Origin of the sequence: Streptomyces sp. NPDC058620 (genome assembly GCF_042717135.1) — a bacterium.
Lineage (GTDB): Bacteria > Actinomycetota > Actinomycetes > Streptomycetales > Streptomycetaceae > Streptomyces.
The window spans coordinates 42,797-68,878 of sequence record NZ_JBHXQO010000003.1 but is presented as its reverse complement, the minus strand read 5'-3'; the positions used below and the strand labels follow the sequence as shown (position 1 = coordinate 68,878).

Below are 26,082 nucleotides of genomic sequence, written 5' to 3'. Positions count from 1 at the left end.
CCTGTACGGCCCATTCCATGGAGCGGGTCGGCTGAATGGGCATCAGGCTCGACCTCATGGTCATCGGATTCCTCGCTCATCCTTCCCGTACCGTCGCCCTCACCCTCGCCGGGATGCTCGCAGCGGCCCTGCTTCCCACGGCTTCTGCCGCGGCGTCAGCCCCCGTACCGGCCCACCCCCTGCCACCCCCCTCCCTCTCGACGAACGCACCGGGCTCCGAGTCCGGGCCCCACGCGGGCGGCGGCGCCGCTCTGCCGCGCACCGTGTCGGCGTGGCTGCCCTACTGGGACCAGGAGGGTGCGTACCAGGACGCACTGCACCACTCGGAGCAGCTGCACACCGTCAGCCCCTTCTGGTACCAGGCGATTTCGGCCGGCCGGATCGACCCGCATCCGGGCGCGGGCGAGCGCCGCATCATCGACGGGCTGCACCGCGCGGGTGCGAAGGTCGTGCCCACCGTCATGGAGACGATGAAGAAGGGAGCCCTCGCCGCGATCCTCACCGACCCCGCGCAGCGTACGGAACACGCCGACGCACTGATGCGCACTGTCAGCACGCGCGACTACGACGGCCTCGACCTCGACTACGAGTCCATCGCCGCCACCGGCGAGAGCACCTACCGTCAGGTCCGCGACGGCTTCACCGCTCTCGCCACCGACCTCTGCGGACGCCTCCACAAGCTGCGCAAACAGTGTGTGATCACGGTGTTTCCCAAGACCAGGACCACCGGGCGCATCTGGGACTACGCGGCGATCGGCCGGGTCGCCGACCGGATGCGGATCATGGGCTACAACCTGCACTGGTCGAGCGGCACCCCGGGCCCCATCTCCGACACCGCCTGGTACGACGACATCCTGACCCGCGCCACCGCCCTCGTCCCCGCGGCCAAACTGGAGATGGGACTGCCCGCCTACGGCTGGGACTGGCCGGCCGATCCGGAGAGCAGCGCCAAGACCGGGCACGTGACCTGGAAGACCGCCGAAGCCCTCCGCATCAAGAAGGGGGCGCCCTACCAGTTCGACAAGGTCTCCGGGACGCCGCACTTCAGCTACCTGGACGGCGACGAGCGCCGCGAGGTCTGGTACCAGGACGCCCGTGGAATCGCCGAACACATGCCGGTGCTGCGCCGCCACGGCGTCCGCAACACCGCCATCTGGGCGCTGAACTTCGAGGACCCCGGCATGTGGCCGGTCCTCGCCCGGGGCTGACCTCGGCCCGTGGCCGGTGCGCGCCGAGGACGGCCCGTGCCGCAGAAAACGCCCGCCCGTGGCCGGTCCGCGCCCGAGGGCGACGGAGGGCCACGGCCGGGGCCGCCGCTGAACGGGCCCAGCCCTCCGGTGCCCCCGGCGCACCGGCCCGGCGAACGGGTCTGGAAGACTCCGGACGCCATGACCCAGTTACCCGAGCAGCCCGCCGAGACCTCCGTGCCGACCAGCGCCGACGTGGCCCGTGTGGCCGGAGTCTCCCGGGCCACCGTGTCCTACGTACTGAACAACAACGCGACCGTACGGATCAGCGAACAGACCCGCCGCCGGGTCAGGGAAGCGGCATCCGACCTCGGCTACGTCCCGCACGCGGCGGCCCGCAGCCTGCGCGCCGGACACAGCCGGATGGTCCTCCTGCCCACCTGGCACATCCCGGCGAGCCCGCTCCACCAGCGCTTCTTCCACGAGCTCCAGTCGGATCTGCGCCGCCTCGACTACACCGTCGTCCAGTACGGCAGCGCGGGCCTCGACGCCGACGAGGCGGCCAGGGCCTGGGCCGAGCTGCGCCCCGTCGCGGTGGTCTCGCCCGGCGGACCCGCCCTCACCCCGTACGGCATAGAAGTCCTCACCCGTTCCGGCGCCAAGGCCGTCATCACGCTCGGACCGCAGCCGGTCGACGGAGCGCACGCCCTCGTCATGGACCAACGGGTGGTCGGCCACTGCGCGGTCGCCCATCTCCTGGCCCGGGGCCGCCGGCGGATCGGCGTGGTCATGCCGCAGGAGCCGGGCCTCGCCCTCTTCGGCGAACCCCGGCTGGTGGGCGCACGCCGCGCCGCGGAAGCGGACGGCGCGCACATCCAGCCGCTGCCGCTGCGGTACGAGGAGGAGTCGGCGGCCCAACTCGCCGCCCGTTGGCACACGCTGGGCCTGGACGCCGTGTTCGCCTACAACGACGAGTACGCCATGCTCCTGATGAGCGCGCTCCAGGACGCGGGCATCTCCATCCCCGGGCAGACCGCCCTGATCGGCGCGGACGACCTCATGCTCGGCAGACTGCTCCGCCCCCGGCTCAGCAGCGTCCGGATGGAGCTGGCGGCCGGTCAGCCCCCGGCCGAACTGATCGACCGGCTGGTCCGCCACCCCGGCGGAGCCCCGGAACACCACGACCTGCTGCGCGCCTCGGCCGTACCCCGCGAGTCCAGCTGAACCGGCCGCCCGGGCGCGACGACGTGCGCGGTGCACACCGGATGTCTAGCGTCGTGGACATGAGTCATCCGCAGAGTTACGAGATCCTGCTGGTCCCGGAGTTCGCCGAGTCCGGCAGCGGAGACCCCGACCCCGGCACCGCCATCCGCTCGGCGGTCGTGGCGGCCACCGGTGAGACCGGGGCCTCGGGCTATCCCCGCTATGCCGGGGACGGCATGGAAGCTGACATCGACCCGGCGACACACACCGTGGAGGCCCTCCTGGTGGACGGCGCGGAGGTGGACTACGGGCTCACGGTCCGGATCGCCGAGAAGACCGACGACTGAGAGTTCTGCCCGGACGGCCCCGCGCCGCACGGGCGGCCGTGCGATCCTGGACGGGTGACACTTTCGGACCTGGTCCGGCTCCGCCGGGCGCGCGACCAGATGGACCGCGACTACGCGGAACCGCTCAACGTCCCTGCCCTGGCACTCGCGGCCCACATGTCGCCCGGACACTTCTCCCGGAGCTTCCGCGCCGCGTTCGGGGAGACGCCGTACAGCTATCTGATGACCCGCAGGATCGAGCGGGCGAAGGCCCTGCTGCGGCGCGGCGACCAGTCGGTGACGGACGTCTGCTTCGCGGTCGGGTGCACCTCGCTGGGGACGTTCAGTACGCGCTTCACCGAGCTGGTGGGCGAGAGCCCCAGCGCCTACCGGGCGCGCGGTCACGACCAGGGCGAGGGCATCCCGGCGTGCGTCTCCAAGATCCACACCCGGCCCGTCAGGAGCAGGGAACCGCTCAGCAACACGGACATTCCGTAGCCGGACAGCACACAGTCAGCGCGCGGCACACGTGCGCCTGCGCACCCCGTACCGGCCGACACCACGTGGCGAGGCCCGGTCGGCGTAGACCGACCGGGCCCCATCACGCATGCGCGGTCACCGCAGCATCAGCACGTCCTACTGCTGACTCTGCTCCTGAGTCTTCTGCTGCTCCTCGACGGACTTGCGTACCTCGTCCATGTCCAGGGCCCTGGCCTGCCCGATGACGTCCTCGAGGGCCGCTTCGGGGAGCGCGCCGGGCTGGGAGAAGACCGCCACATTGTCCCGGACGATCATCAGCGTCGGAATGGACCGGATCTCGAAAGCCGCCGCCAGCTCCTGCTGGGCCTCCGTGTCGACCTTGGCGAACACCAGGTCGGGGTGACGCTCGGAGACCGAGTCGTACACCGGCGCGAACTGCCGACACGGGCCGCACCAGGAAGCCCAGAAGTCGATCAGTACGAAGTCGTTGTCGCTCACGACCTGATCGAAGTTTTCCTTGGTGAGCTCTACGGTGCTCATGCTCTGATACCTCTTCCTGGGCCCGTTCGGACCTGTCGGGCACAACGGTGACTGCACTGGCGCTATTCCGCCTGCCCATGTGGCCGTCGCGCACACCCACGATCAGACTGTCCGCATGACTGAAGCTATTGAGAATGCCGAATACGACGTCGTGGTGATCGGTGCAGGTCCGGTGGGTGAAAACGTCGCGGACCGGGCCAGGGCCGCAGGGCTGAGCACGGCCGTTATCGAGTCCGAGCTCATCGGGGGCGAATGCTCCTACTGGGCGTGCATGCCGAGCAAGGCGCTGCTGCGCCCCGTGGTCGCCCGAGCGGACGCCCGCCGGGTTCCGGGGCTAAGCGCCGCCGTGCAGGGCCCGCTCGACGCGGACGCCGTTCTGGCCCACCGCGACGAGTACGCGTCCCACTGGAGGGACGACGGACAGGCCGGCTGGCTGGAAGGCATCGGTGCGCACATCTACCGGGGCGCAGGCCGTCTGACCGGCACCAGGCAGGTGTCCGTCACCACGCGCGAGGGTACGGAGCACCGGCTCACCGCCCGGCACGCCGTGGCCGTCTGCACCGGCAGCCGGGCCGTGATCCCGGACCTGCCCGGCATCGCCGAGGCCCGGCCCTGGACCAGCCGCGAGGCGACCAGCTCCAAGGAGGTACCTGGCCGGTTGATCGTGGTGGGCGGCGGCGTGGTCGGCGTCGAGATGGCAACGGTCTGGCAGGCCCTCGGCGCCGAGGTGACGATGCTGATCCGGGGGAAGGCGCTGCTCCCCAAGATGGAGCCCTTCGCCGGGGAACTGGTCGCCGAGGCGCTGACCGAGGCTGGTGCGCGTATCCGTACGGGAGTGTCGGCCACCGCGGTGCGGCGAGCCGCTCCGGACGGTCCGGTCACCGTCGAGCTGGACGACGGCGAACAGCTGGAGGCCGACGAGATCCTCTTCGCCACCGGCCGCGCTCCGCGCACCGACGACCTCGGCCTCGACACGGTGGGCCTGGAACCCGGCTCCTGGCTCGACGTCGACGACAGCTGCCGCGTCCAGGGGAGCACCTGGCTGTACGCCGTCGGTGACGTGAACCACCGGGCGCTCCTGACCCATCAGGGCAAGTACCAGGCCCGTATCGCGGGCGCCGCGATCGCGGCCCGCGCCCAGGACGTCCCCCTGCTGGAAACCGACCGCTGGGGCGCCCACGTGGCCACGGCCGACCATGCGGCCGTCTCCCAGGTCGTGTTCACCGACCCGGAGGCCGCCTCGGTCGGACTCACCCTCAAGGAGGCGGAGGCGGCGGGCCACCGGGTACGGGCGGTCGACTACGACCTGGCCTCGGTGGCGGGCTCCGGCCTGTACGCACAGGACTACCGGGGCCGTGCCCGCATGATCGTGGACCTGGACAGGGAGACCGTCCTCGGCGTCACCTTCGTCGGCCCCGGCATCGGCGAACTGCTCCACTCCGCCACCATCGCGGTCGCGGGCGAGGTCCCGATCGACCGCCTGTGGCACGCGGTCCCGGCATACCCGACGATCAGCGAGGTGTGGCTGCGGCTTCTGGAGACGTACAGGGGCTGAGTTTCAAGTATGACAACGAGAGCCGGCTCACCACACAGACCGACAGGCTGCTCGCCCTCGACGAGGATCTCGGAGGCAAGGGCGCCCGCCTTATGGTGCCCAGTGAATGCGGTGCCGCGCATGTGAACGAAGTGCTGTCCAAGTCCTTCCCCGAGGCCTGTGCCAGCGGGCAGCTGAAGGCGTATCACGTGCCTGGCAATGGCATGAGTGGAAATGAGTTCATGGCTGCAGTGATCGCAATGCTGGAAGACCTCAGAGGCCTCGCCCCGCTGACCGCCGAAGGTGCGGCGGCGCGGTTCCTGGCTCAGGAGTGGACGCCCGGGGGCAAGCCCCGCGACGGCGTGGAGACGTCGTGGGACAAGGACGGCGTCGGGGGCTGGATCCAGACGTTCGGCGGTGGGGCGGTCAGTGTCTCGTTCGCCGTCTGGATCCGTGACGTCGACGAGTCGGGCTACTTCGACGACCTGGAAGCCGTCTACGAGCAGGGAGAGCGGGCGCTGGCCGACTTCCTCCCCGAGATCGAGGAATCCTCTCTCGCCGGCCACCTCGTCGAGGCCCAACAGACGGCGGCGGACAGGGACGAGTTCATCGCGGTGAAGAAGTGGACCCTCGACGCCCGGATACTGACCGCCGGTGTGATCCAGCAGGACACCGATCTTCCGGTGATGGTCGTCGTGGCGCTGGAGGGGCCCGGCATCGCGTGACCCACCCCGTACACCAGGGCGCCCGCGTCCCCACCGGGCCAGGGGTGCCCTGGGGCGGGCTCATCGCACGCCGGAGAGCCGGCTTCGGTGCGCCCGGAAGACATCAGCCCTTGCTTCCGGCTCGTAGCCCCTCTCCGCGTGCGGCTGTCTTCGGAACGTGCCGGCTGCTCAGCGGGCCGCGGTGTTCTCAGGCCGAGGCGTGGGCGGTACCGCCGGCCGGACCGGCAGCAGCTCCGTGGTGACGAAGGCGATCACCGCCGCCAGGATCACGATGGGCATCATGGCGGAGCCTCCCAGCAGGAGGACGACGAGTACCACGCTACTGACCGGCAACCGCAGGGTGGCGGCCGTGGGGGGGGGGCGGGCCCCCCCCCCGCCCCCCCCGGCGCCGCCGCCCCGTCTCACCCGCGCGGCGGCCCGGCTGGACGCCCTGGCTCTACCTCCTGCCGGCGCTCGTCCTCCTCGGCGCCCTCCTCGTCTACCCGATCTACCAACTGGGCCTGATCTCCTTCCTGGAGTACACCCAGGCCCAGGTCAGCGGCGGCGAGCCGACCACTTTCAAGGGGTTCGGCAACTACACGGCCCTCTTCGGCGACAGCCAGTTCTGGCAGGTGCTCCTCGCGACCGTGGTCTTCGCCGCGGCCTGCGTGCTCGCCACCCTCATGACCGGCTGCGCGCTCGCCGTCCTGCTGACCCGGGTCCGTGCCCTGCCCCGGCTCGCGCTCATGATGGCCGCGCTCGGCGCCTGGGCGACCCCCGCCGTCACCGGCTCCACCGTCTGGGTGTTCCTCTTCGACCCCGACTTCGGGCCGGTCAACCGGGTCCTTGGACTCGGCGACTTCTCGTGGACGTACGGGCGCTACAGCGCCTTCGCCCTGGTGCTCCTCGAAGTGCTCTGGTGCTCGTTCCCGTTCGTGATGGTGACCGTCTACGCGGGCATCCGGGCGATCCCCACGGAGGTCCTGGAGGCGGCTTCGCTGGACGGCGCCTCGCAGTGGCGGATCTGGCGGTCGGTCATGGCACCGATGCTCCGGCCGATCCTGGTCGTCGTCACCATCCAGTCGATCATCTGGGACTTCAAGGTGTTCACCCAGATCTACGTCATGACCAGCGGCGGCGGCATCGCGGGCCAGAACCTGGTGCTCAACGTGTACGCGTACCAGAAGGCGTTCGCGTCCTCGCAGTACAGCCTCGGCTCGGCGATCGGTGTCGTCATGCTGGTGATCCTGCTGGCCGTGACCCTGGTCTACCTGCGCCTCGTCCGGCGCCAGGGGGAGGAACTGTGAGCACGCTCAGCACCCGATTCCGTGTCCGCAGGCCCGGCCGGCTGGCCGCCGAGGCGGCGGCCCTGCTCGTCGCCGCCGCGGTGGCCTTCCCGCTCTACTGGATGGTGCTCTCGGCCTTCAAGCCGGCGGGCGAGATCCAGTCCACCGAAGCCCGGCCCTGGACGCTGTCCCCGTCCCTCGACTCCTTCCGCCGGGTCTTCGAACAGCAGGACTTCGGCCGCTACTTCCTCAACAGCCTGCTCGTCGCGGGCACGGTCGTCATCGCGTCCGCGCTGATCGCCTTCCTGGCGGCGACGGCGGTGACCCGGTTCCGCTTCAAGTTCCGCACGACGCTGCTGATCATGTTCCTGGTCGCGCAGATGGTGCCGGTCGAGGCGCTGACCATCCCGCTGTTCTTCCTGATGCGGGACTTCGGGCAGCTGAACACGCTCGGCTCGCTGATCCTGCCGCACCTCGCCTTCTCGCTGCCGTTCGCGATCTGGATGCTCCGCGGCTTCGTGAGGGCCGTCCCCGAAGCCCTGGAGGAGGCCGCCTACATCGACGGGGCCAGCCGCACCCGCTTCCTGTGGCAGATCCTCTTCCCGCTGGTCTTCCCCGGCCTCGTGGCGACCAGCGTCTTCTCGTTCATCTCGACCTGGAACGACTTCCTGTTCGCCAAGTCGTTCCTCATCAGCGACACCTCCCAGTCGACGCTGCCCATGGCGCTGCTGGTCTTCTTCAAACCGGACGAGAACGACTGGGGAGGGATCATGGCAGCCTCGACGGTGATGACCATTCCCGTGCTGGTCTTCTTCGTACTCGTACAGCGACGCCTGGTCTCGGGACTCGGCGGAGCGGTTAAGGACTGACGTGGCCAACCTCATCCCCGAGCCCGCGCGCACCGACGACCAGGGCCGGTGCGCATTCCTCCTGGACCGGTCCACCACCATCACGGCGCAGGCCGGCACCGAGACCACCGAGCGGTGGCTGCGCTCCACCCTCGGAGCCGCGTTCGGCCTGCCGCTCGCGCCGGGCCGTGAGGGGGCAGAGCACACCATCCAGCTGCGTCTGGACCCGGAGCTGGAGCCCGAGGGCTACCAGCTGCGCACCACGCCCGGCCTGGGCGTCGTGATCACCGGAGGCGGCCCGGCAGGCGTCTTCTGGGGTGCGCAGACCCTCCGTCAGCTCCTGGGCCCCGACGCCTTCCGCAGCGCGCCCGTCAGTCCAGGCGGCAAGACCGTCATCCCCTTCACGCACATCGAGGACAGCCCCCGCTTCCCCTGGCGCGGCCTCATGCTCGACGTCGCCCGGCACTTCCTGCCCAAGGACGACGTCCTGCGCTACCTCGACCTTCTCGCCGCCCACAAGCTGAACGTCTTCCACTTCCACCTGACCGACGACCAGGGCTGGCGCGTCGAGATCAAGCGCCACCCCCGCCTCACCGAGGTCGGCGCCTGGCGGGACCGCACCAAGTACGGTCACCGCGCTTCGGATCTGTGGGACGAGACCCCGCACGGCGGCTACTACACCCAGGACGACATCCGCGAGATCGTGGCGTACGCCGCCGCGCGGCACATCCGGGTCGTCCCGGAGATCGACATCCCGGGCCACTCGCAGGCCGCCATCAGCGCGTACCCCGAGCTGGGCAACACCGACGTCATCGACACGGCCACCCTCTCCGTCTGGGACAACTGGGGCATCACCCCGAACGTACTCGCCCCCACCGACACCGTCCTGCGCTTCTACGAGGGCGTCTTCGAGGAGATCCTCGACCTCTTCCCGTCCGACACCTCGCCGTTCGTCCACGTCGGCGGCGACGAGTGCCTCAAGGACCAGTGGAAGGAGTCCGCGACGGCCCAGGCCCGGATCGCCGAACTCGGCCTGGCCGACGAGGACGAGCTCCAGTCCTGGTTCATCCGCCACTTCGACACCTGGCTCACCGCGCGCGGACGGCGCCTCATCGGCTGGGACGAGATCCTGGAGGGCGGCCTCGCCGACGGCGCCGCTGTGTCCTCGTGGCGGGGCTACGCGGGGGGCATCGCCGCCGCAGAGGCGGGCCACGACGTCGTAATGTGCCCCGAGCAGCAGGTGTATCTGGACCACCGTCAGGACGGCGGCCCCGACGAGCCCATGCCCATCGGATACGTACGCACGCTGGAGGACGTCTACCGCTTCGAACCCGTACCGCCCGGCCTGTCCGAGGCGGCGGCCCGTCACATCCTGGGCACCCAGGCCAATGTGTGGACCGAGGTGATGCAGAACCGGGCCCGCGTCGACTACCAGGTCTTCCCCCGGCTCGCCGCCTTCGCCGAGGTCGCCTGGTCCCGGCTCCCGGCCCCCGCCGAACGGGACTTCGCCGGGTTCGAACGCCGCATGGTCACGCACTACGCCCGGCTCGACGCCCTCGGCGTCGACTACCGGCCGCCGGGCGGCCCGTTGCCCGGGCAACTGCGCCCCGGTGTCCTGGGACGTCCGATCGAGGGAACGCCCCCGAACGTGTAGGTACCCGTTCTTCGTGCGGGGCGGGACCGCTGCGGCCCCCCTGTGAGCCCCCCCCCCCGCACGAAGGGAATAAGTCGTACGAGACTCGCTTAAGAGTGGCAATTCACACTCTGCGCCGAAGAGGTGCGAATCAGGATCATCCTCCTGGTCAGGGGCGGAAACCCCCTTCGTGGACCCTCGCGTCGGGCCGGTCGGAAGATGTGCCAGAGTTGCCACGTCCGGGCTGTGAGCACGTACCGTACGGCGGAACAGGCGGGACAGCCGGGAGACCGGAAAGGGGCAGCTGGGTTGACGACTCACGCACCGCAGGCGATGCAGTCGGTGACGCTGCCGGCCTCGCTCGACGAGGCCGTGGCGGCGCTCGGTGCCATGCCCGCCGCCGTTCCTGTGGCGGGTGGCACGGACCTGATGTCGGCCGTCAACAAGGGGCTGCTGCGCCCCTCGGGCCTCGTCGGCCTCGGACGGATCAGCGAACTGCGCGGCTGGCACTATCAGGACGGTCATGCGCTGCTCGGCGCGGGACTGACCCACGCACGCATGGGACGGCCCGACTTCGCGGCCCTCATCCCCGCGCTCGCCGCGGCCGCGCGCGCCGCGGGCCCGCCCCAGATCCGTAACGCCGGGACGCTCGGCGGCAACATCGCGAGCGCGGCCCCGACCGGCGACACCCTGCCGGTACTGGCCGCCCTGGAGGCGGATCTGGTCGTCGCGGGCCCCGCTGGTTCCCGTCGCGAGATCCCGGTCTCGCACCTGCTGGCCGGCCGCGAGATGCTCTCGTCCGCCGAGCTGATCGGCTTCGTCCGCGTACCGCTGCTGCACGCCCCGCAGGTCTTCCTGAAGGCCACCGGCCGCACCGGTCCCGGCCGTGCGACCGCGTCCGTGGCGATCGTCCTCGACCCGGCCCGGCGCGGAGTGCGCTGCGCGGTCGGCGCCGTCGCACCGATGCCGCTGCGGCCCCTGGAGGCCGAACGCTGGATCGCCTCGCTGATCGACTGGGACGGCGAACGCGGCCTGGCCCCCGACGCGCTGGCCGCCTTCGGCGAGTACGTCGCCGCGGCCTGCATCCCGGACCAGACCCCGGCCGACGGGGGAGAGGCACCACCTCTGCCCCCGGCCGTACAACATCTGCGCCGCACCGTCGCCGCGCTGGCCCGACGCGCGCTCGGGAGGGCACTGTCGTGAGCAACGAAGAACCCACCGAGCAGCAGGGGCAGCACGACCCGTACGCACAGCAGTACGGCGGCTGGCAGCCGACCCCGCAGAGCGGCGAGTACGACGCCGAGGCGACGGCATTCGTCCACCTGCCCCCGGAGGACCTGGCCAACGCCCCGCTGGCCGCCCCCGGCCACGGATACGTACCGCCCATGATCCTGCCGCTGACGCCGGCCGCCGGCCTGGACCCGGCGTCGACGGGCAGCTGGGTCGTGCAGACGCCGCAGGCGCAGGACCAGCAGGCCCACACGCAGGACCAGCGGGACCAGCACACGCATGACCCGCGCGACCAGCGGGACCAGCACACGCATGACCCGCGCGACCAGCGGGACCAGCACACGCACGACCCGCGCGACCAGCACACGCACGACCCGCGGGACCGGCATGACCCGCAGGCACCGGACGCGCCGACCGGCGGGGAGCACCTCGCGCCCTCCTCCGTGCACTGGCCGGACCCGAACCAGCAGCACGAGCACCGGGAGGACCCGGTCACGTCCTCCACGACGGCCCAGTGGGACTTCACCGAGGTGACGACCGCCGCCGCCGAGCCCACCGCGGGCTCCGGGGCGGCCGGACACACCGGCCAGTGGACGATCCCGGTCGCCGACGGCGACCTCCCGGAGGAGTCCGGCGAGTTCGCCACCTCCACCCTGGCCTCGCAGTGGTACACGGACACGGCCCGGCCGGCCACGCTGCCGGGCGGCGCGCCCGCGCCGTGGGCGACGCAGCAGCCGGAGGAGGCCGGGACCGCGCTCCCGGCCGCCGGCGAAGCGGCGGAGGAAGCGGCAGAGCTTGCGGAGGCCCCGTCGGCCGCGGAGCCGCTGGAGGCCCCCGCCGCGGAGCTCCCGGACGGCACCGAGGCCGGTGAGGTCACCGGCTCCACCGACCTCGGACACGCCCCCGCCCCCGACACCTCCGCCCCGCCGGCGGACCTGGTTGATTCCGATTCCGTCCCCGGCCAGGACCCCGCCGCCGCTGCCGTACCCGTCACGGGCGCCCCGAGCGATCACCCATCCGCCTCGTACGTCCTGCACGTGAACGGCGCCGACCGCCCCGTCAGCGACGCCTGGATCGGTGAGTCCCTCCTCTACGTGCTGCGCGAGCGCCTCGGCCTCGCCGGGGCCAAGGACGGCTGCTCACAGGGCGAGTGCGGTGCCTGCAACGTCCAGGTCGACGGGCGTCTCGTCGCCTCCTGCCTGGTCCCCGCGGCCACGGCGGCGGGCAGCGAGGTCCGGACGGTCGAGGGCCTCGCGGTCGACGGCGAGCCGTCCGACGTGCAGCGGGCCCTGGCCGCGTGCGGGGCCGTCCAGTGCGGCTTCTGCATCCCCGGTATGGCCATGACCATCCACGACCTCCTCGAGGGCAACCACGCGCCCTCCGAACTGGAGACGCGCCAGGCCCTGTGCGGCAACCTCTGCCGCTGCTCCGGCTACCGGGGAGTGCTCGACGCGGTGGGCGAGGTCATCGCGGGCCGCGAGGCGAACGCGGACACGTCCGCGTCCGCGCCGGCCGACGAAGCGCGCATCCCGCACCAGGCGCCCCCGGGCGCCGGTAGTGTCCAGCCTCAGCCGCACGAGGGAGGCGACCTGTGAGCGACGCACGCAGGACCGCCGGAAACCCGAGCGCGACCCCACCGGCCGACCACAGCTGCTGCCGCAGCGGGGCGAATGACAAGGAGGCGGCGTGAGCAGCGACGCAGCCACCGCGGCCAACGCGACCAGCGCCACCCGCACCACGTTCCCGGACACCACGGTCCCCGGCTCCGGCCCGGACCAGGAGCCGCCGGCGCTCGGCCTGGGCGCTTCGCTCCCGCCCGCCGACGCCCGCGCGAAGACCGAGGGCACCTTCCCGTACGCGGCCGACCTCTGGGCCGAGGGGCTGCTGTGGGCGTCCGTACTCCGCTCCCCGCATCCGCACGCCCGCATCCTGTCCATCGACACCTCGGCAGCGGCCGAGATGCCGGGGGTACGCGCGGTCGTCACCCACGAGGACATCCCCGGGGACCGCTCCTACGGCCGCCAGGTCGTCGACCGCCCCGTGTTCGCCTCCGAACTGGTGCGCCACCACGGTGAGCCCATCGCCGCCGTCGCCGCGGACCACCCGGACACGGCACGCCTCGCCGCAGCGGCCATCGCCGTCGAGTACGAGGTCCTGGAACCGGTCACCGACCCGGAGAAGGCGTTCACCGCCGAGCCCCTGCACCCCGACGGCAACCTCATCCGCCACATTCCGCTGCGCTACGGCGACCCGGAGGCCGAGGGCGAGGTGGTCGTCGAGGGCCTGTACCGCATCGGCCGTCAGGACCCCGCCCCGATCGGAGCCGAGGCCGGTCTCGCCGTGCCCCGTCCCGACGGCGGCGTGGAGATCTACACGGCCTCCACCGACCCGCACACCGACCGCGACCTGGCCGCCGCCTGCTTCGGCCTGGAGACGGACCGCGTGAAGGTCGTCGTCACCGGCGTCCCCGGCGCCACCGGCGACCGCGAGGACCCCGGCTTCCAGATCCCGCTCGGCCTGCTCGCCCTGCGCACGGGCTGCCCGGTCAAACTGGCCGCCACCCGCGAGGAGTCCTTCCTCGGTCACGCCCACCGCCACCCGACGCTCCTGCGCTACCGCCATCACGCGGACGCCGAAGGCCGGCTCGTCAAGGTCGAGGCCCAGATCCTGCTGGACGCGGGCGCGTACGCCGACGCCTCGTCCGAGTCCCTGGCCGCGGCCGTCGCCTTCGCATGCGGTCCGTACGTCGTACCGCATGCCTTCATCGAGGGCTGGGCCGTCCGTACGAACAACCCGCCTTCCGGCCACGTACGCGGCGAGGGCGCGATGCAGGTCTGCGCGGCCTACGAGGGCCAGATGGACAAACTGGCGGCGAGGCTGGGCATCGACCCGGCTGAGCTCCGCCTCCGTAACGTGCTGTCCACCGGCGACATCCTCCCGACCAGCCAGACCGTGACCTGCCCGGCCCCGGTCGCGGAACTGCTCAGGGCGGTACGGGACTTCCCGCTCCCCGCCCTGCCGAAGGACTCCTCGGAGGAGGACTGGCTGCTGCCCGGCGGCCCGGAGGGCGCGGGCGAGCCAGGCGCCGTACGGCGCGGGGTCGGGTACGCGCTCGGCATGGTCCACATGCTCGGCGCGGAGGGCACGGACGAGGTCTCCACCGCCACGGTCCGGGTCCACGACGGCATCGCCACGGTCATCTGCGCGGCGGTCGAAACAGGCCAGGGCTTCTCGACCCTCGCCCGGCAGGTCGTGCAGGAGACCCTGGGCATCGAAGAGGTCCACGTGGCCGCGGTCGACACCGACCAGCCCCCGGCGGGCCCGGCGACGCACGGCCGCCACACCTGGGTCTCCGGCGGGGCGGTGGAGCGGGCCGCCAAGATGGTGCGCACCCAGCTCCTCCAGCCGCTGGCCCACAAGTTCGGCATGTCCACGGAGCTCCTCCAGATCGCCGACGGCAAGATCACCTCGTACGACGGCGTGCTGTCCACGACGGTCACGGAGGCCATGGACGGCAAGGAACTCTGGGCCACGGCCCAGTGCCGCCCCCACCCGACCGAACCCCTCGACGAGTCCGGCCAGGGCGACGCGTTCGTCGGCCTCGCCTTCTGCGCGATCCGGGCGGTGGTGGACGTCGACATCGAGCTCGGATCGATCCGGGTCGTCGAGATGGCGGTCGCCCAGGACGTGGGCCGCGTACTGAACCCCGCGCAGCTGGCCGTCCGCATAGAGGCGGGCGTCACCCAGGGCATCGGCGCGGCCCTGACGGAGAACCTGCGCACCGCCCGTGGCCTGATCCGTCACCCCGACCTCACCGGGTACGCGCTTCCGACGGCCCTGGACGCACCGGACATTCGCATCGTCAAACTCGTCGAGGAACGCGACGTGGTGGCCCCCTTCGGCGCCAAGGCCGCCTCCGCGGTGCCGGTGGTGACATCCCCCGCGGCCGTCGCGTCGGCGGTCCGCTCGGCGACCGGCCGCCCGGTCAACCGCCTCCCGATCCGCCCGCAGGCTGCGGTCTCAACACCCAAGGCATGACCGGCGCATGACGGTGTGATTCGCGTTGCACGTGCAACCCAGGGGTGCGAGCTGTCACTGATGCTGACTACAGTGATCTCCAAAGCTTTAGCGAGTTGTAAACGGGGGAGGGCACTGTGGCGAGCGACGCAGGGTCAGGGGCGGGGCCGGTTCCGGGATGGCCGTTCGGCGGCATCTTCGGTGCGGTGCAGGACACGGTGGGCGACCTGGTCACGGAGCTCCAGTCGTTCACGAAGTTCCGCGACCGCATAGATGAGCTGATCCAGGACCTCAAGGCATCACCGGCCGACTCGAGGAAGGTGGGCGAGGACCGCGTCGCGTCCACCGAGTTCGGCGACCCGGCATGGGCCGAGGCGAGCGGACTGTACGAGTCGTACAAGACGGTCATCACGGAGCTGGAGAGCCTCTCGAAGATGCTCTCGGACTCGATGGAGGGCATGGGCATCGCGGTCCTCGCGTCGCACAAGGGTTACGAGAACCTCGACGAGGACATCCGCGAGCGCATGCGCGCGATCAGCGACAGCACGACGGAGCATTACGGCGGCGAGTACGTTCCGGAGCCGGACCCGACGAAGCCGGCGGAGCCGAAGACGGGCGACGCCTCGGGTTCCGGCGGGCTTTCATGGAAGTGATGATCACGGGCGGCTTGGCGCGGGGAGAGGCGGGGGAGCGGGATGGGTAGGACATCGTTCGAGGACATGTCGCACGAGCGGATGCTCAGGTGGCTCGATCAGGCCAACAGCGGGGCTGTGCAAGGTGCGGCCGACCGCCTGTTGAGTGCGGCTACGGAGATCGCCAAGATTGCGGAGGACCTGAAGATCCGTCCGCAGATGGTGGACTGGAAGGGTGAGGGCGCGAACGCGTTCCGCACCTGGAGTGCGGACCTGGCCAACGCGACCTTGCGTCTGAGCGAGTACAGCGAGGGTGCGTCGAAGCGGCTGGCCGAGGCGTCCGACGCGATCGCGCTGGCTCAGGTAGCGATTCCACGCACGCACGCCGGTGCACAGGCGAACCTGGATGCGGCGCTGGCGGCGCGGAACGATCCGGACGCTTCGGCGGTGGCGCGGACGTCTGCGGAGACGCTTCTCGCCGAGAAGGAAGCGAACCGCCAAGAGGCGGCACGGGAGATGAAGAAGCTCGCAGAAGCTTACGAGCTGTCGAAGGACCGGATCGCTGCTCTGGACAAGCCGAAGTTCCCGCCGCCCCCGGCGGCGTTCGTACCGGAGCGGGACACGAACCGTCACGACGAGCAGGGCTACGACCGTGGAGCTACGGGCGGGTCGACAGGTGGCATTGCGGGTGGCGTATCGGCGTACACCAGAGAACCTGAATCGACAGGTGGCGCAACGGCGATTCCTCGAATGGCACAGGCGCCCTCGTCGTCAGGCAATGCGGTGTTGCGTCCCGTGGACATGGAGATCGACAGCGTAGCCACGCTGCCAACCGCTCCGGCCGTCCCTTCTGCGAGTCCGCCGAGCATGCCGGGTGGAGGAAAGGCCGATGGCGGCTTGCCGCCGGTGATCGGGGGCGCCCCACCCGTTGTCGCGCGCGGCCCGGGCCTGCCGCCCACGTCGGGCGGTGGAGGAAAGTCGACAGGCGCTTCGCGCCTGCCCATGCCTCCCGCGACCAGCACGACCTCCGGCCCCGGGGCCATCGGCCGACCGTCGGGTCAGAACGGAATCGTCGGTGGACGCCCGGTCCCGCAGTCGTCGGGCAAGCCGATGGTCGGACTTCCCCGTGGCACCGTGATCGGTGGCGAAGGGACCCATAGCGGCCGTGCGCCCATGGGGCACGGCCCGGGCATGGGCGGCCCCACCGGCGGCCAGAACGGCATGCTGGGCGGGCGCCGTCTGGCGGGTGAGACCGGCGGAATCGTTGGCGGTCGTCCGCAGCAGCAAGGCACCTCCAGCGGTCGCCCGTTCACGCCGGGAGGCAGTGGCCTGGTCAGGGGTGGGGGCTCGGCCCAAGGCGCTCGTGGTGCAGGTCCGGTCGGGCGTGGGGGATCCTTCACGCCTCAGCGCCCGGGAGACTCGCGTCGTGAGGCTAGAGGCGAGAGGCCGGACTACCTCACGGAGGACGAGGAGACCTGGCAGCAGAACGGTCGGCGCATCGTGCCGCCGGTCGTCGACTGAGTACTAGGAACTGGCAAAGGAATCGCATGCGGATCAGCAGGAGCACCGACCGGGTAGTCGCTCGCCCCGGAACCATGGCCTCGGTCGTTGTGGGGCTGCTGCTGATCGGAGCCGTACCTGCTCATGCGGATTCCGTGCGTTCCGACCAGTGGCACCTCGACGCCATGCAGGCCGAGGAGATGTGGGAGATGAGCACCGGTGAGAACGTCACCGTCGCCGTCATCGACTCCGGTGTTGATGCTTCGAACCCTGATTTGCTCGGCCAAGTACTCAAAGGGAAGGACCTGGCCGAGGATTCTCCTGGCGATGAACGCGTCGACTATGACGGTCACGGAACGGGAATGGCTGGACTTATCGCCGGTACCGGTAAGTCCGGTGGAGGCGACGGTGCCTTCGGTCTGGCTCCAGGCGCCAAGATTCTCCCCGTTCGTATGACCGACGATACCGGCAAGGTCAACGGGGCCACAGGCAGCAAGAATTACAGCGATGACTTGTCTGCCGGGATTCGTTTTGCAGTGGATAACGGTGCCAAGGTAATCAATGTTTCTCAGGGGAACGAGGAGGGTAGCGAGGAAATCAACGATGCGGTGAAGTATGCCCTTAAAAAGGGGGCGTTGATCTTTGCTGCTGTCGGAAATACAGGTGACACGGATAACTCGCTCGAATATCCAGCGGGAACCCCAGGTGTTGTCGGCGTAGGGTCCCTTGGCAAGGACCTCAAGAAGGCACCAACGTCTCAGTACGGCAGCCAGGTTGACCTTTCGGCGCCGGGAGTGGACATGGTCCATGCGTGTGGCCGCCAGAAATCGGGGCTGTGCAGGTCCACCGGCACCAGCGACGCCTCCGCCATCGCCTCCGCCTCAGCCGCCCTGATCTGGTCCAAGTACCCGGACTGGACCAACAACCAGGTCCTACGGGTCCTGATCGACACGGCCAGCGGCCCGACCAGCGGTGCCGAGCGCAACGACTACATCGGCTATGGTGCGGTTCGCCCCGGGGCAGCCTTGTCGAATCCCGGCGACCCCGGCCCCGCCGACGTTTACCCGCTCCCCGACCTCGCCGCTGCCGAGTCCGCGAAGCAGTCCGCCATGCCGTCCGCCAAGCCGTCGCAAGCCAAGGGCGGCTCCGAGGCGAACGAGACCCCCGCCGCCGCTGCCCCCGCCACCGACGACGAGGGCGGCAACACGGCGCTCTGGATCGGTCTCGGTGTCGGAGCGGCCGCCCTCATTGGTGGTGCGGTGGCCGTCGCAGCCGCACGCTCCCGCCGCCGCCGCACCACCGCCGCCCCCACCCCGCCCCCGTACCAGCAGGCGCCCCACCCGGCCTACGCCCCGCCCCACGGAACCCCCGGCGCCCGGCCCCCGTACGGCGGCCCGCCCTCCCAGGACCCCCGCGTCTGAGCGGACCTGTGCAGGGGAAGTCGAGGCTTGCGGAGGCTGCGTAGCGTCCCACGCAACGCAGCCTCCGCAACCACTTGCAACCGCCCCTCAAGGGGTTCTGTCGGTCCCAGCAGAAGTTGGCCGTCTCATCCGACGCACCGCGACGAGGATCGAGCCCATGCGCAGCAGCACCAGGATCCGCCTGATCGAGCCCACCGACGCCGCCCCGATAGCCGCGCATCGGGTGCGGGACTTCGAGGCTTTCCGGCCGTGGGAACCGGCCCAGCCGGCCGACTTCTTCACCCCGGAGGGCCAGGCGGAGCGGATCGACAGCCTGCTGGCCGGATACCGGGCCGGCGCGGTCTGGCCGGGCGTGGTACTCGCCGACGACCAGGTGATCGGGCAGGTCACCGTCGGAGGCATCCTGCCGCAGCCGCATTTGCGCCGCGGCTCCGTCGGGTACTGGATCGCCGGCGTCGCCCAGAATCAGGGGCACGCCGGGCACGCCGTCGGGCTCGTACTCCGGGTGATGACGGACGAACTCGCGTTGCACCGCGCCGAGGCGTCCACCAATCTGGAGAATCTGCCGTCGCAGCGGGTGCTGCGCCGCAACGGGTTCAGCCCGTACGGCGTCGCGCACTCCTCGATCTTTCTCGACGGGAACTGGCGGGACGGGCTGCTGTGGGAGCGGATCCTCGGCGACTAGCCTCGCCGCCGCCCGCCTCACCCGCGGTGGACGCCCGCCTCACCCGCGGTGGACGCCCGCCTCACCCGCGGTGGACGCCCGCCTCACCCGCGGTGGACGCCCCCTCCGCCTGCGGTGGCCGTCTTCCGGGTGCGTGCCCTACGGCTTGGCGGGGTGAGCGGAGAGCCATTCCGGGGCCAGCACCGACCAGATCTCGGTGTCCTGCCGTACGCCCCGGTAGAGGTCGTTCTGCCGCTGTACGCCTTCGAGGGTCATCCCGAGCCGCTTGGCCACGTTGATGCTGGGCGTGTTCTCGGGGGACACCAGCCACTCCACCCGGTGCATTCCGCGTTCCCGGACCGCCCAGTCGATGATCACGCGAAGCGCACGGGTGACCAGGCCGCGCCCCGTCGCGTCCGGTTCCAGCCAGCAGCCTGCCTCGCAGGTGCCCGCGGCGGCGTCGAAGGTGGGCAGGAGGATGCCGCCGACGAGGAGTCCGTCGAGCCAGATGCCGTAGATCCGGCCGGTGTCCGCGGCGGTCTTGTCGGCGTGCTTCCGGAGCCAGTTCCGTGCGGAGTCGAGGTCGGGCACCACATCGGGAAGTCCCACGTGCCGGCCGATGTGCGCGCGGCCACGGTCCATGTGCGCGAGGAACTCCTCCGCCTGCCAGGGCTCCAGCGGTCGCAGCTCTGCTCCGTCACCCAGGGATATCGCGAACATTCCCGTCCTCCTCAGCGATCACGTGCGGTCCCCGGATCTTCGCACGCGACCGGTGCCGCTCCACGTGGTGCACATCCCGGAGTGGAGTCGCTGAAACTGGCCGGTTAGCGTGTGCGTCATCGAGGTGGAGGTAACCGCTCCGATGGAATCCGATACGCGAGTACGGGGGAATGCATGACGTTCGACGCAGAGTGGGCGACACTTCGTGCGGAATCGACGCAACGGGTCGATATGCGACTGAATGGCGTTCCCCCGGAGCCGGGCGGTTCCGGCGGCCCGTCCTCTGCCGACCTTGCGGTCAATCAGGACAACCTGGGTGCCATCGGGCACGACGCGTACGAACTGCGCACCAGGGTCTCGAAAGACGGCGATCACGCCCGGCCCTCGACCTTCGAAGCGGCCATCGCGCTCACCAACGGGAACTTCGAGAGCGGCTCGGGTCTTCTGAAGGTCCACGACCGGTGGAACACGCACTTGAAGACGCTTCTCGACGCGTGCTCGCAGATTTCGAACCATCTCAATTACACGAAATCCGCTCACCAGAAGGACGACGTCCAGATCGGCGGCGACCTGATCTCCGTGTCCAAGCTCAACGAGTATCTGAAGTAATCCGCGGGGGAACAGGTCATGTTGAAGTACGAGGACATCGTCGACGCACCGGTCGCCAAGCTGAAGACTGCCGCTGACGACTGGTCGGAGATGGTCACCAGACTGGACCGGCTGGCCGAGGACGCCACCAACGGGATGAAGGCCAAGGCGGACAAGGCCGAGTGGGAGGGCGCGAACGCCGGTGTCACCAAGGCGTTCATCGGTAAGACCGCGAAGGAGTTCACGGACGCGGCGGCCGAGGCCAAGGGTGTCAAGCTCATCCTGGAGGACGCCCACACGGCCATCAAGAAGGCCAAGGACGACCTGGTGGCCGTCCGGGACGTCGAAGGCCCCGCGGCGGGCATCCACGTCGACGCCAAGGGCAAGGTCACGGCGCGCCACCCGCTGGAGAAGGACAACGCGGCTCGGCACGACCCGGACTACAGCGAACTCCTGCGCAAGCAGCGGGAATCCCTGGAGGCGTGGCAGAAGAAGATCGACCTCATCGTCGACAACTGCAACGACACGGATGTCGCCTTCAAGAACGCCCTGGAAGCCAACGTCACCGAGAGCAACGACTTCAGCGCTCCGAAGTACCAGAACCTGGACCAGGAGGAAGCGGCCAGGGCCGCGCAACTCGCCGCCAGGGGCCGCGACATCACGCACACGGAACTCCAGTCCCTCAACGAGTTGCTGCACGACAACTCGAAGTCCCAGGAATTCTCGAAGAATTTCTACGAGAAGCTCGGGCCGGAGAAGTCCCTCGCGTTCTTCGGCCAGCTCGCGACGGACACGCACGACTACGGCAAGGTCGACAAGGAACGCCTGAAGGACGTCCAGGAGCTGCAGCGAAATCTCGGTCTCAACCTGGCCACCGCCTCGCACGACAAGGCGTTCTCGGCCGAGTGGGGGCCGGAGCTGCGCAAACTCGGCACCGAGCAGATCCCGCTGTCGAAGTACGACAACTCCGGCGGTGCGTACGGGTACCAGTTGCTCGGCGGCATCATGCGGTACGGGAACTACGACGCGAAGTTCCTCAACCCGATTGCCGAACACGTGGCGCAGCTGCATCAGAAGGACCCGTACATGTTCGCCAACAACAAGCAGATCAACGGCTTCCTGGAGCACCCGTTCAACCCGTCGGGTAGGAACGGCGCCGGATACGACCCGACCACGGCCATGCTGGAGGCGCTCGGGAACAGCCCGGATGCCGCGAAGCACTTCTTCGCCGACGATCCGACCGCGTACAACAAGGACGGGACCGTCAACGCGGGAGCGACGGCGGACCTCGGCAAGAACAAGGACGGCGAAAAGATCACCAACTATCTCGATTTCTTCGGAAACGAGAAGTGGGAGTCGTTCCCGGACAGCAACTCCACCGACCCGGACAAGCTGGAGCCGACCCTTCAGTACATGCCGGACGCACTGGGGAACGCCCTGGAGGCGGCGACCCTCGGCTACCCGGCCGGCCACCCGGACGGCAGCGTGGTCAGAGACGCGGACAACGCCAAGGTCATGCAGGACGTCATGGAGAAGTACGGCAACGACGCGGGGCTGCTCAAGCAGCACGAGGCGATGGCGGACAGCCTCGGCACCATGGGGGCCGGCTATATCGACGACATCAACTGGGCGCTGGACAAGGGGAATACGGACAGCGTCTTCGCCCCCGGCAAGAATCCGGACGGACACATCGACTTCGAGGACGACGAGGAGGGCCGGAGGACGGCGCGCGGGTTCCTCAGTGTGCTGGGTCAGCACCCGGACGCGTACGCCACCGTGTCCAAGGCGGAGCAGGTGTACTCCACCAGCGTGCTGGAGGCTCAGGTCGGTCGCGACGGGAAGATCGACACCGGAGCCGCCCGGTCGACGGTGCATGTCGGTGCAGAGGTGCAAGGCATGCTCGACCAGTCACGTGCCGACCAGGTCGAGGCGACGAACCTGAAGACCCACGAGGACTACGAGAAGGCGGTGGCCAAGCGGGCGGGGTGGATCGAGTTCGGCGCCGTGGCGGGAGTCGCGGCCGGCGTCGCCTTCCTGCCCGCGACGGCTGCCGTGGGCGCGGCCGCGGTCCTCGTCCCGCTCGCCACCGATACCGCCAGTGGGGCCGTGGAGCAGGTCATCGGCCAGGTCATCGGCAATATCTCGGACAACTCCGTGGACGAGCACAAGGACAAGGTGGAGGACCTCACCCGGGAGGAGAAGACCAAGGTCTACTCCGCCGGTGAAGGTATGGCCGAAGCCCCGATGGAAGCGTTCATGGCGCAGCACGGTGTCGACATCAACAGCGAGTTCGGTCAGGACCTGAAGGAATCCATGAGGATCGGTTATGCGACGGGCAATGACCGTGAGAACCAGCAGGGCAGCGACCCGGAAACCGGCTGACGCGATGAGCGGCGATGAGACGGAGAGATACTGATGTTGATCAAAGGTAGGCGTGTCCGCAGTGGCCTCTCCGGCGTGGCGGTGACTGCTTCTCTGCTCGCCGGTGCCGTCGGCTGCGTGGGTGACGAGGGCACATCGACGGCCGACGAGAAGTCCGTCGCCGCCGAGAAGCTGTGCGGGGGTGCGGTGTCCGCCGAGGCGGGAAAGGCGCTGAAAGTCATCACCGGGTCGACCAGGTTCGAGGAGTCGGGCGAGACGTCCACAGTCGCTCATGCCGCAGAAAAGGTGATCGGTGCCTTCTCGCCTCCCGGCGCCGGCTCTTCCGGCGAGGACGGCGACATCTGCCGGATCTACACCCCTGTCGGAACGCCCGGTGACGAGCTCAGGGTCACGTGGCACCTGTCCTACCGGGGTCCTGGCGACGCGAATCCCGCTTCGAAGTTCACGCCGCTGGACATGGGGGAGTGGGCAGGGACCGCACCGGACGAAGCGTTCATCGGCTTCGCCTGCCGAAGCGAAAAGCTGGCCGGGTCGGCGCAGACTGCCGGCCACATCCGGATCGGCGTCGGGCGGACGGGAATGCCACAGGAGGCCGAAGGCGATGTCGAGGCGTTGCGGCGGGCCTACGCGACCGTGACGCACTCGGTGTCGCGCGCCATGGCCGAGCAACTGGGCTGCGACGGGGAGGCGGGGCTTGAGCCCCAGCCCTCGCTGGACCCGGCGTAGCGAGGGGAGCCGGGGTAACTGAGTGAGGATACGTGGGCCCTTGCCGGAAACCCCGGGACCTCCCGGTCGTCGCCGCTGACTAAAGTGATCTCCGAAGCTTCGAGGGGGAGGTAGCCGTGCTGCCGGTTGCTGTGCTGCCGAGCGATCGGGGGGCAAGGGGGTCGGCACTCGCCCCCGAGCGAACGGGCCTGTTCCGGACGGTGCTTCCGGTGGTCCTGGCGTCGCTGGCGCTCGGAGCGGGCACGGCTCCCGCGCACGCGGCCACGGTGCTCTCCGGCCAGTGGCACCTCACCCGGATGCAGGCCCAGGAGATGTGGCGGACCAGCACCGGGGCCGGTGTCACGGTCGCGCTCATCGACACCCGGGTGCGCGAGGTTCCCGAGCTGTCCGGCCGGCTGCTGCCGGGCAAGGACTTCCGTGGGGGAGCCGCCGGTGAGCGCAACGACTTCGGCACCACCGCCGCCTCAGTGATCGCCGGTACCGGCAAGGGGCCCGGCGGCCGGGAGAGCGCGTTCGGGCTCGCCCCCGGGGCGAAGGTGCTCCCGCTGGAGGTCTCCGACGGCCAGGGCACCGGCAACGCCGCCGCGCAGGACGACGCGGTCAACACCGGACTCGTCCCGGCCCTCCGGTACGCGGCCGACTCCGACGCGAAGATCATCAGCGTGTCGCTCTCCGCGTCCGGCGACACCGATGAGGTGCGCGCAGCCGTGGACTACGCCCGCAGCAAGGGAAAGCTGATCTTCGCGGCCGTCGGCGAGTCCGTGATCGACGCGCCGCTGGTGCGGTACCCGGCCGCGACGCCCGGGGTCGTCGGCGTCAGCGCCGTCGGCAAGGACCTGAACGGCCTCAAGAAGGCGGGTGCCGGGCTCGCGGTGGATCTCAGCGCACCCGGTGAGGACATCATCAGCGCGTGCGCGGGCGAGACCGGGCTGTGCCGGAGCAAGGGCACCGCGGTGGCCACCGCGCTGGCCTCCGCCTCCGCCGCGCTGATCTGGGCCGAGCACCCCGCGTGGACGGCCAACCAGGTCCTGCGCGTCATGGTCGGCACGGCGGGCGGCCCGACCAGCGGGGCCGTACGCAACGACTTCATCGGGTACGGGATCGTCCGGCCCCGCATCGCGCTGAAGACCCCGGGCGACCCGGGGGCGGCCGACCGGGACCCCATCCCCGACTACCGGACCGCGTCCCCCACCCCCAGGCCGTCGGCCTCCGCATCGGCCTCCGCGTCCGCGTCGCAGGAGCCCTCCGGCGGGGCGGGCTCCGGTCCGGCGCAGGGCGCACCCATGGCCGCGTCGGACGGCGGACACAGCGCGGCCTTCTGGCTCGCGCTCGCCGTGTGCGCCGCCGGGCTGCTCTGTATGGGTGTCGCGGCGCCGCCCCTGCTGGCCGACAGGCGGCGTGCCCGGCCGGCCGGCCTCAGTCGTCCTTGAGCTGCCACGCGGCAGTGCCGCCGCCCACGGCGAGCACGGCCCCGCCGGTGGCGAGCGCGGTGAGGAACCTGCGCCGGGTCTGATCCATCGGGGCGGCGGCGGGGCCTGCGGGGATCAGGCGGGCCGCCTCGGTCTCGTACCGGTTGATCAGCGGTGCCAGGCCGCCCTGCCGCCACACCTTCTCCGCACGCCGCGGGGGCGCGAACGCGCGGGCGATCTGTTCCGGTCCGGGCCGCGCGCCGGGCTCCTTGGCGAGGCAGGGGGCGATGAGGGCCCGCAACGGCTCGGGGACGTACGACAACTGCGGCTGCCCGTGTACGACTTCGTACTGCACGGCGGCGACATGGCCGCCGGTGAAGGCGCGTTGCCCGCCCGCCGCGTACACCAGCACGGCGCCCAGCGAGAAGACGTCGGCGGCCGGGCCCACCCGGTGCCCGAGCACCTGCTCGGGCGCACCGTAGCCGGGTGTGACGGGGATCTGGCCGGTCGTCGTGAGGGTGAGCCCGTGTTCCGGGCGGGCGATACCGAAGTCGATGATGCGCGGCCCGTCCGACGTCAGCACGATGTTCGCCGGCTTGAGGTCGCGGTGCACGATCCCGGCGCCGTGGATCTCGTGCAGGGCGCGGGCCAGCGCCGATGCCAGGACGTGCACCGTCGGGGCGTCGAGCGGGCCGTGGGCCGCGATGGCCTGCTCCAGGTCGGGGCCGGCCAGGAACTCGGCTGCGATCCACGGCCGCCCGCCCTCGACCTGCGCGTCCAGCACCCTGGCCACGCCCTTGCCGGTGACGGTCCGCGCGGTCTGCGCCTCGCGGACGAAGCGCTGCACCAGCTGCTGGTCGTGGGCGAGTTCGGGCCGCAGTGACTTCACCGCGGCCCGGTGGCCGCGGCCGTCCTGCCCGAAGTAGACCTTGCCCATTCCGCCCTCGCCGAGCACCCCGAGCAGACGGTACGGGCCGAGCCGGAGCGGGTCTCCCGGGCCGAGCGGTTTCATGGCGGGTCCTTCTCGGAGGAGTGACGGAAGGTGAGGGAGG

23 protein-coding genes and 1 pseudogene are annotated in these 26,082 nt (G+C 70.5%); 20 read left to right on the top strand and 4 right to left on the bottom strand.

Annotation, left to right across the window (positions count from 1 at the left end; all coding sequences use genetic code 11):
• Nucleotides 1-35 precede the first annotated feature (35 nt).
• From ACFWSK_RS05060 to ACFWSK_RS05045, 4 genes are all read left to right on the top strand, one after another.
• Nucleotides 36-1,208 (top strand): glycosyl hydrolase family 18 protein, encoded by a 1,173-nt coding sequence (locus tag ACFWSK_RS05060; protein ID WP_383782098.1) that lies wholly within the window; start codon nucleotides 36-38, stop codon nucleotides 1,206-1,208.
• 180 nt (nucleotides 1,209-1,388) lie between these two features.
• A complete protein-coding gene (locus ACFWSK_RS05055) occupies nucleotides 1,389-2,411 on the top strand; it encodes a LacI family DNA-binding transcriptional regulator (RefSeq protein WP_383782096.1) in 1,023 nt (340 codons plus the stop codon).
• A 59-nt stretch (nucleotides 2,412-2,470) separates the two neighbouring features.
• Nucleotides 2,471-2,737, top strand: coding sequence for a hypothetical protein (locus ACFWSK_RS05050; RefSeq protein WP_383782094.1), 267 nt, complete (start codon nucleotides 2,471-2,473; stop codon nucleotides 2,735-2,737).
• A gap of 54 nt (nucleotides 2,738-2,791) precedes the next feature.
• Nucleotides 2,792-3,214, top strand: a complete 423-nt coding sequence (locus tag ACFWSK_RS05045) for a helix-turn-helix transcriptional regulator (RefSeq protein WP_383782092.1) — start codon at nucleotides 2,792-2,794, stop codon at nucleotides 3,212-3,214.
• Nucleotides 3,215-3,352: 138 nt separating this feature from the next.
• Here ACFWSK_RS05045 and trxA read toward each other — a convergent pair whose 3' ends face one another.
• Nucleotides 3,353-3,736 carry a thioredoxin gene (gene trxA / locus ACFWSK_RS05040; RefSeq protein ID WP_383782090.1) on the bottom strand — a complete coding sequence of 128 codons (384 nt, stop codon included), beginning with the start codon at nucleotides 3,734-3,736 and terminating at the stop codon, nucleotides 3,353-3,355.
• 115 nt (nucleotides 3,737-3,851) lie between these two features.
• On the opposite strand from trxA, the gene ACFWSK_RS05035 reads away from it, so the two are divergent.
• Nucleotides 3,852-5,291: a dihydrolipoyl dehydrogenase family protein gene (locus ACFWSK_RS05035; protein WP_383782088.1), complete on the top strand. Its 1,440-nt coding sequence runs from the start codon at nucleotides 3,852-3,854 to the stop codon at nucleotides 5,289-5,291.
• Between the two features lie 221 nt (nucleotides 5,292-5,512).
• Nucleotides 5,513-5,995, top strand: a complete 483-nt coding sequence (locus ACFWSK_RS05030; protein WP_383782085.1) for a hypothetical protein — start codon at nucleotides 5,513-5,515, stop codon at nucleotides 5,993-5,995.
• A 168-nt stretch (nucleotides 5,996-6,163) separates the two neighbouring features.
• On the opposite strand, the gene ACFWSK_RS05025 is transcribed toward ACFWSK_RS05030, so the two are convergent.
• Complete coding sequence (locus ACFWSK_RS05025) at nucleotides 6,164-6,328, bottom strand: hypothetical protein (RefSeq protein WP_383782083.1); 165 nt, start codon at nucleotides 6,326-6,328, stop codon at nucleotides 6,164-6,166.
• Between the two features lie 110 nt (nucleotides 6,329-6,438).
• Between ACFWSK_RS05025 and ACFWSK_RS05020 the strand changes: the two genes are divergently transcribed.
• The 10 genes from ACFWSK_RS05020 to ACFWSK_RS04975 all read left to right on the top strand — a co-directional run bounded on the left by ACFWSK_RS05020 (nucleotide 6,439) and on the right by ACFWSK_RS04975 (nucleotide 19,226).
• Nucleotides 6,439-7,281: a carbohydrate ABC transporter permease gene (locus tag ACFWSK_RS05020; protein WP_383782599.1), complete on the top strand. Its 843-nt coding sequence runs from the start codon at nucleotides 6,439-6,441 to the stop codon at nucleotides 7,279-7,281.
• Nucleotides 7,278-8,129: a carbohydrate ABC transporter permease gene (locus ACFWSK_RS05015; RefSeq protein ID WP_383782081.1), complete on the top strand. Its 852-nt coding sequence runs from the start codon at nucleotides 7,278-7,280 to the stop codon at nucleotides 8,127-8,129. The genes ACFWSK_RS05020 and ACFWSK_RS05015 overlap by 4 nt, the downstream gene beginning before the upstream one ends.
• A gap of 1 nt (nucleotide 8,130) precedes the next feature.
• Nucleotides 8,131-9,762: a beta-N-acetylhexosaminidase gene (locus ACFWSK_RS05010; RefSeq protein WP_383782078.1), complete on the top strand. Its 1,632-nt coding sequence runs from the start codon at nucleotides 8,131-8,133 to the stop codon at nucleotides 9,760-9,762.
• Nucleotides 9,763-10,050: 288 nt separating this feature from the next.
• Complete coding sequence (locus tag ACFWSK_RS05005) at nucleotides 10,051-10,944, top strand: FAD binding domain-containing protein (protein ID WP_383782076.1); 894 nt, start codon at nucleotides 10,051-10,053, stop codon at nucleotides 10,942-10,944.
• Entirely contained in the window at nucleotides 10,941-12,566 is a 1,626-nt protein-coding gene (locus ACFWSK_RS05000; protein ID WP_383782074.1) for a 2Fe-2S iron-sulfur cluster-binding protein, read from the top strand. The genes ACFWSK_RS05005 and ACFWSK_RS05000 overlap by 4 nt, the downstream gene beginning before the upstream one ends.
• A gap of 91 nt (nucleotides 12,567-12,657) precedes the next feature.
• Nucleotides 12,658-15,009, top strand: coding sequence for a xanthine dehydrogenase family protein molybdopterin-binding subunit (locus tag ACFWSK_RS04995; RefSeq protein ID WP_383782072.1), 2,352 nt, complete (start codon nucleotides 12,658-12,660; stop codon nucleotides 15,007-15,009).
• Nucleotides 15,010-15,125: 116 nt separating this feature from the next.
• Complete coding sequence (locus ACFWSK_RS04990; RefSeq protein WP_383782069.1) at nucleotides 15,126-15,641, top strand: hypothetical protein; 516 nt, start codon at nucleotides 15,126-15,128, stop codon at nucleotides 15,639-15,641.
• 66 nt (nucleotides 15,642-15,707) lie between these two features.
• Nucleotides 15,708-17,141: a hypothetical protein gene (locus ACFWSK_RS04985; RefSeq protein WP_383782067.1), complete on the top strand. Its 1,434-nt coding sequence runs from the start codon at nucleotides 15,708-15,710 to the stop codon at nucleotides 17,139-17,141.
• Between the two features lie 26 nt (nucleotides 17,142-17,167).
• Nucleotides 17,168-18,541, top strand: a complete 1,374-nt coding sequence (mycP, locus tag ACFWSK_RS04980; protein ID WP_383782065.1) for a type VII secretion-associated serine protease mycosin — start codon at nucleotides 17,168-17,170, stop codon at nucleotides 18,539-18,541.
• Between the two features lie 157 nt (nucleotides 18,542-18,698).
• On the top strand, nucleotides 18,699-19,226 hold the full coding sequence (locus ACFWSK_RS04975) for a GNAT family N-acetyltransferase (protein ID WP_383782063.1): 528 nt from the start codon (nucleotides 18,699-18,701) through the stop codon (nucleotides 19,224-19,226).
• Nucleotides 19,227-19,364: 138 nt separating this feature from the next.
• Here ACFWSK_RS04975 and ACFWSK_RS04970 read toward each other — a convergent pair whose 3' ends face one another.
• Nucleotides 19,365-19,925: a GNAT family N-acetyltransferase gene (locus ACFWSK_RS04970; protein ID WP_383782061.1), complete on the bottom strand. Its 561-nt coding sequence runs from the start codon at nucleotides 19,923-19,925 to the stop codon at nucleotides 19,365-19,367.
• Between the two features lie 174 nt (nucleotides 19,926-20,099).
• On the opposite strand from ACFWSK_RS04970, the gene ACFWSK_RS04965 reads away from it, so the two are divergent.
• The 4 genes from ACFWSK_RS04965 to ACFWSK_RS04950 all read left to right on the top strand — a co-directional run bounded on the left by ACFWSK_RS04965 (nucleotide 20,100) and on the right by ACFWSK_RS04950 (nucleotide 25,051).
• Nucleotides 20,100-20,534 (top strand): hypothetical protein, encoded by a 435-nt coding sequence (locus ACFWSK_RS04965; protein WP_383782059.1) that lies wholly within the window; start codon nucleotides 20,100-20,102, stop codon nucleotides 20,532-20,534.
• Between the two features lie 18 nt (nucleotides 20,535-20,552).
• Complete coding sequence (locus ACFWSK_RS04960) at nucleotides 20,553-22,895, top strand: hypothetical protein (RefSeq protein WP_383782056.1); 2,343 nt, start codon at nucleotides 20,553-20,555, stop codon at nucleotides 22,893-22,895.
• A gap of 81 nt (nucleotides 22,896-22,976) precedes the next feature.
• Nucleotides 22,977-23,621, top strand: a complete 645-nt coding sequence (locus ACFWSK_RS04955; RefSeq protein ID WP_383782054.1) for a hypothetical protein — start codon at nucleotides 22,977-22,979, stop codon at nucleotides 23,619-23,621.
• 209 nt (nucleotides 23,622-23,830) lie between these two features.
• Nucleotides 23,831-25,051 carry a S8 family serine peptidase gene (locus tag ACFWSK_RS04950; RefSeq protein WP_383782052.1) on the top strand — a complete coding sequence of 407 codons (1,221 nt, stop codon included), beginning with the start codon at nucleotides 23,831-23,833 and terminating at the stop codon, nucleotides 25,049-25,051.
• 4 nt (nucleotides 25,052-25,055) lie between these two features.
• Here the strand turns inward: ACFWSK_RS04950 and ACFWSK_RS04945 are convergent.
• Nucleotides 25,056-26,042, bottom strand: a pseudogene (locus ACFWSK_RS04945) (serine/threonine-protein kinase); the annotation flags it as partial.
• Nucleotides 26,043-26,082: the final 40 nt, after the last annotated feature.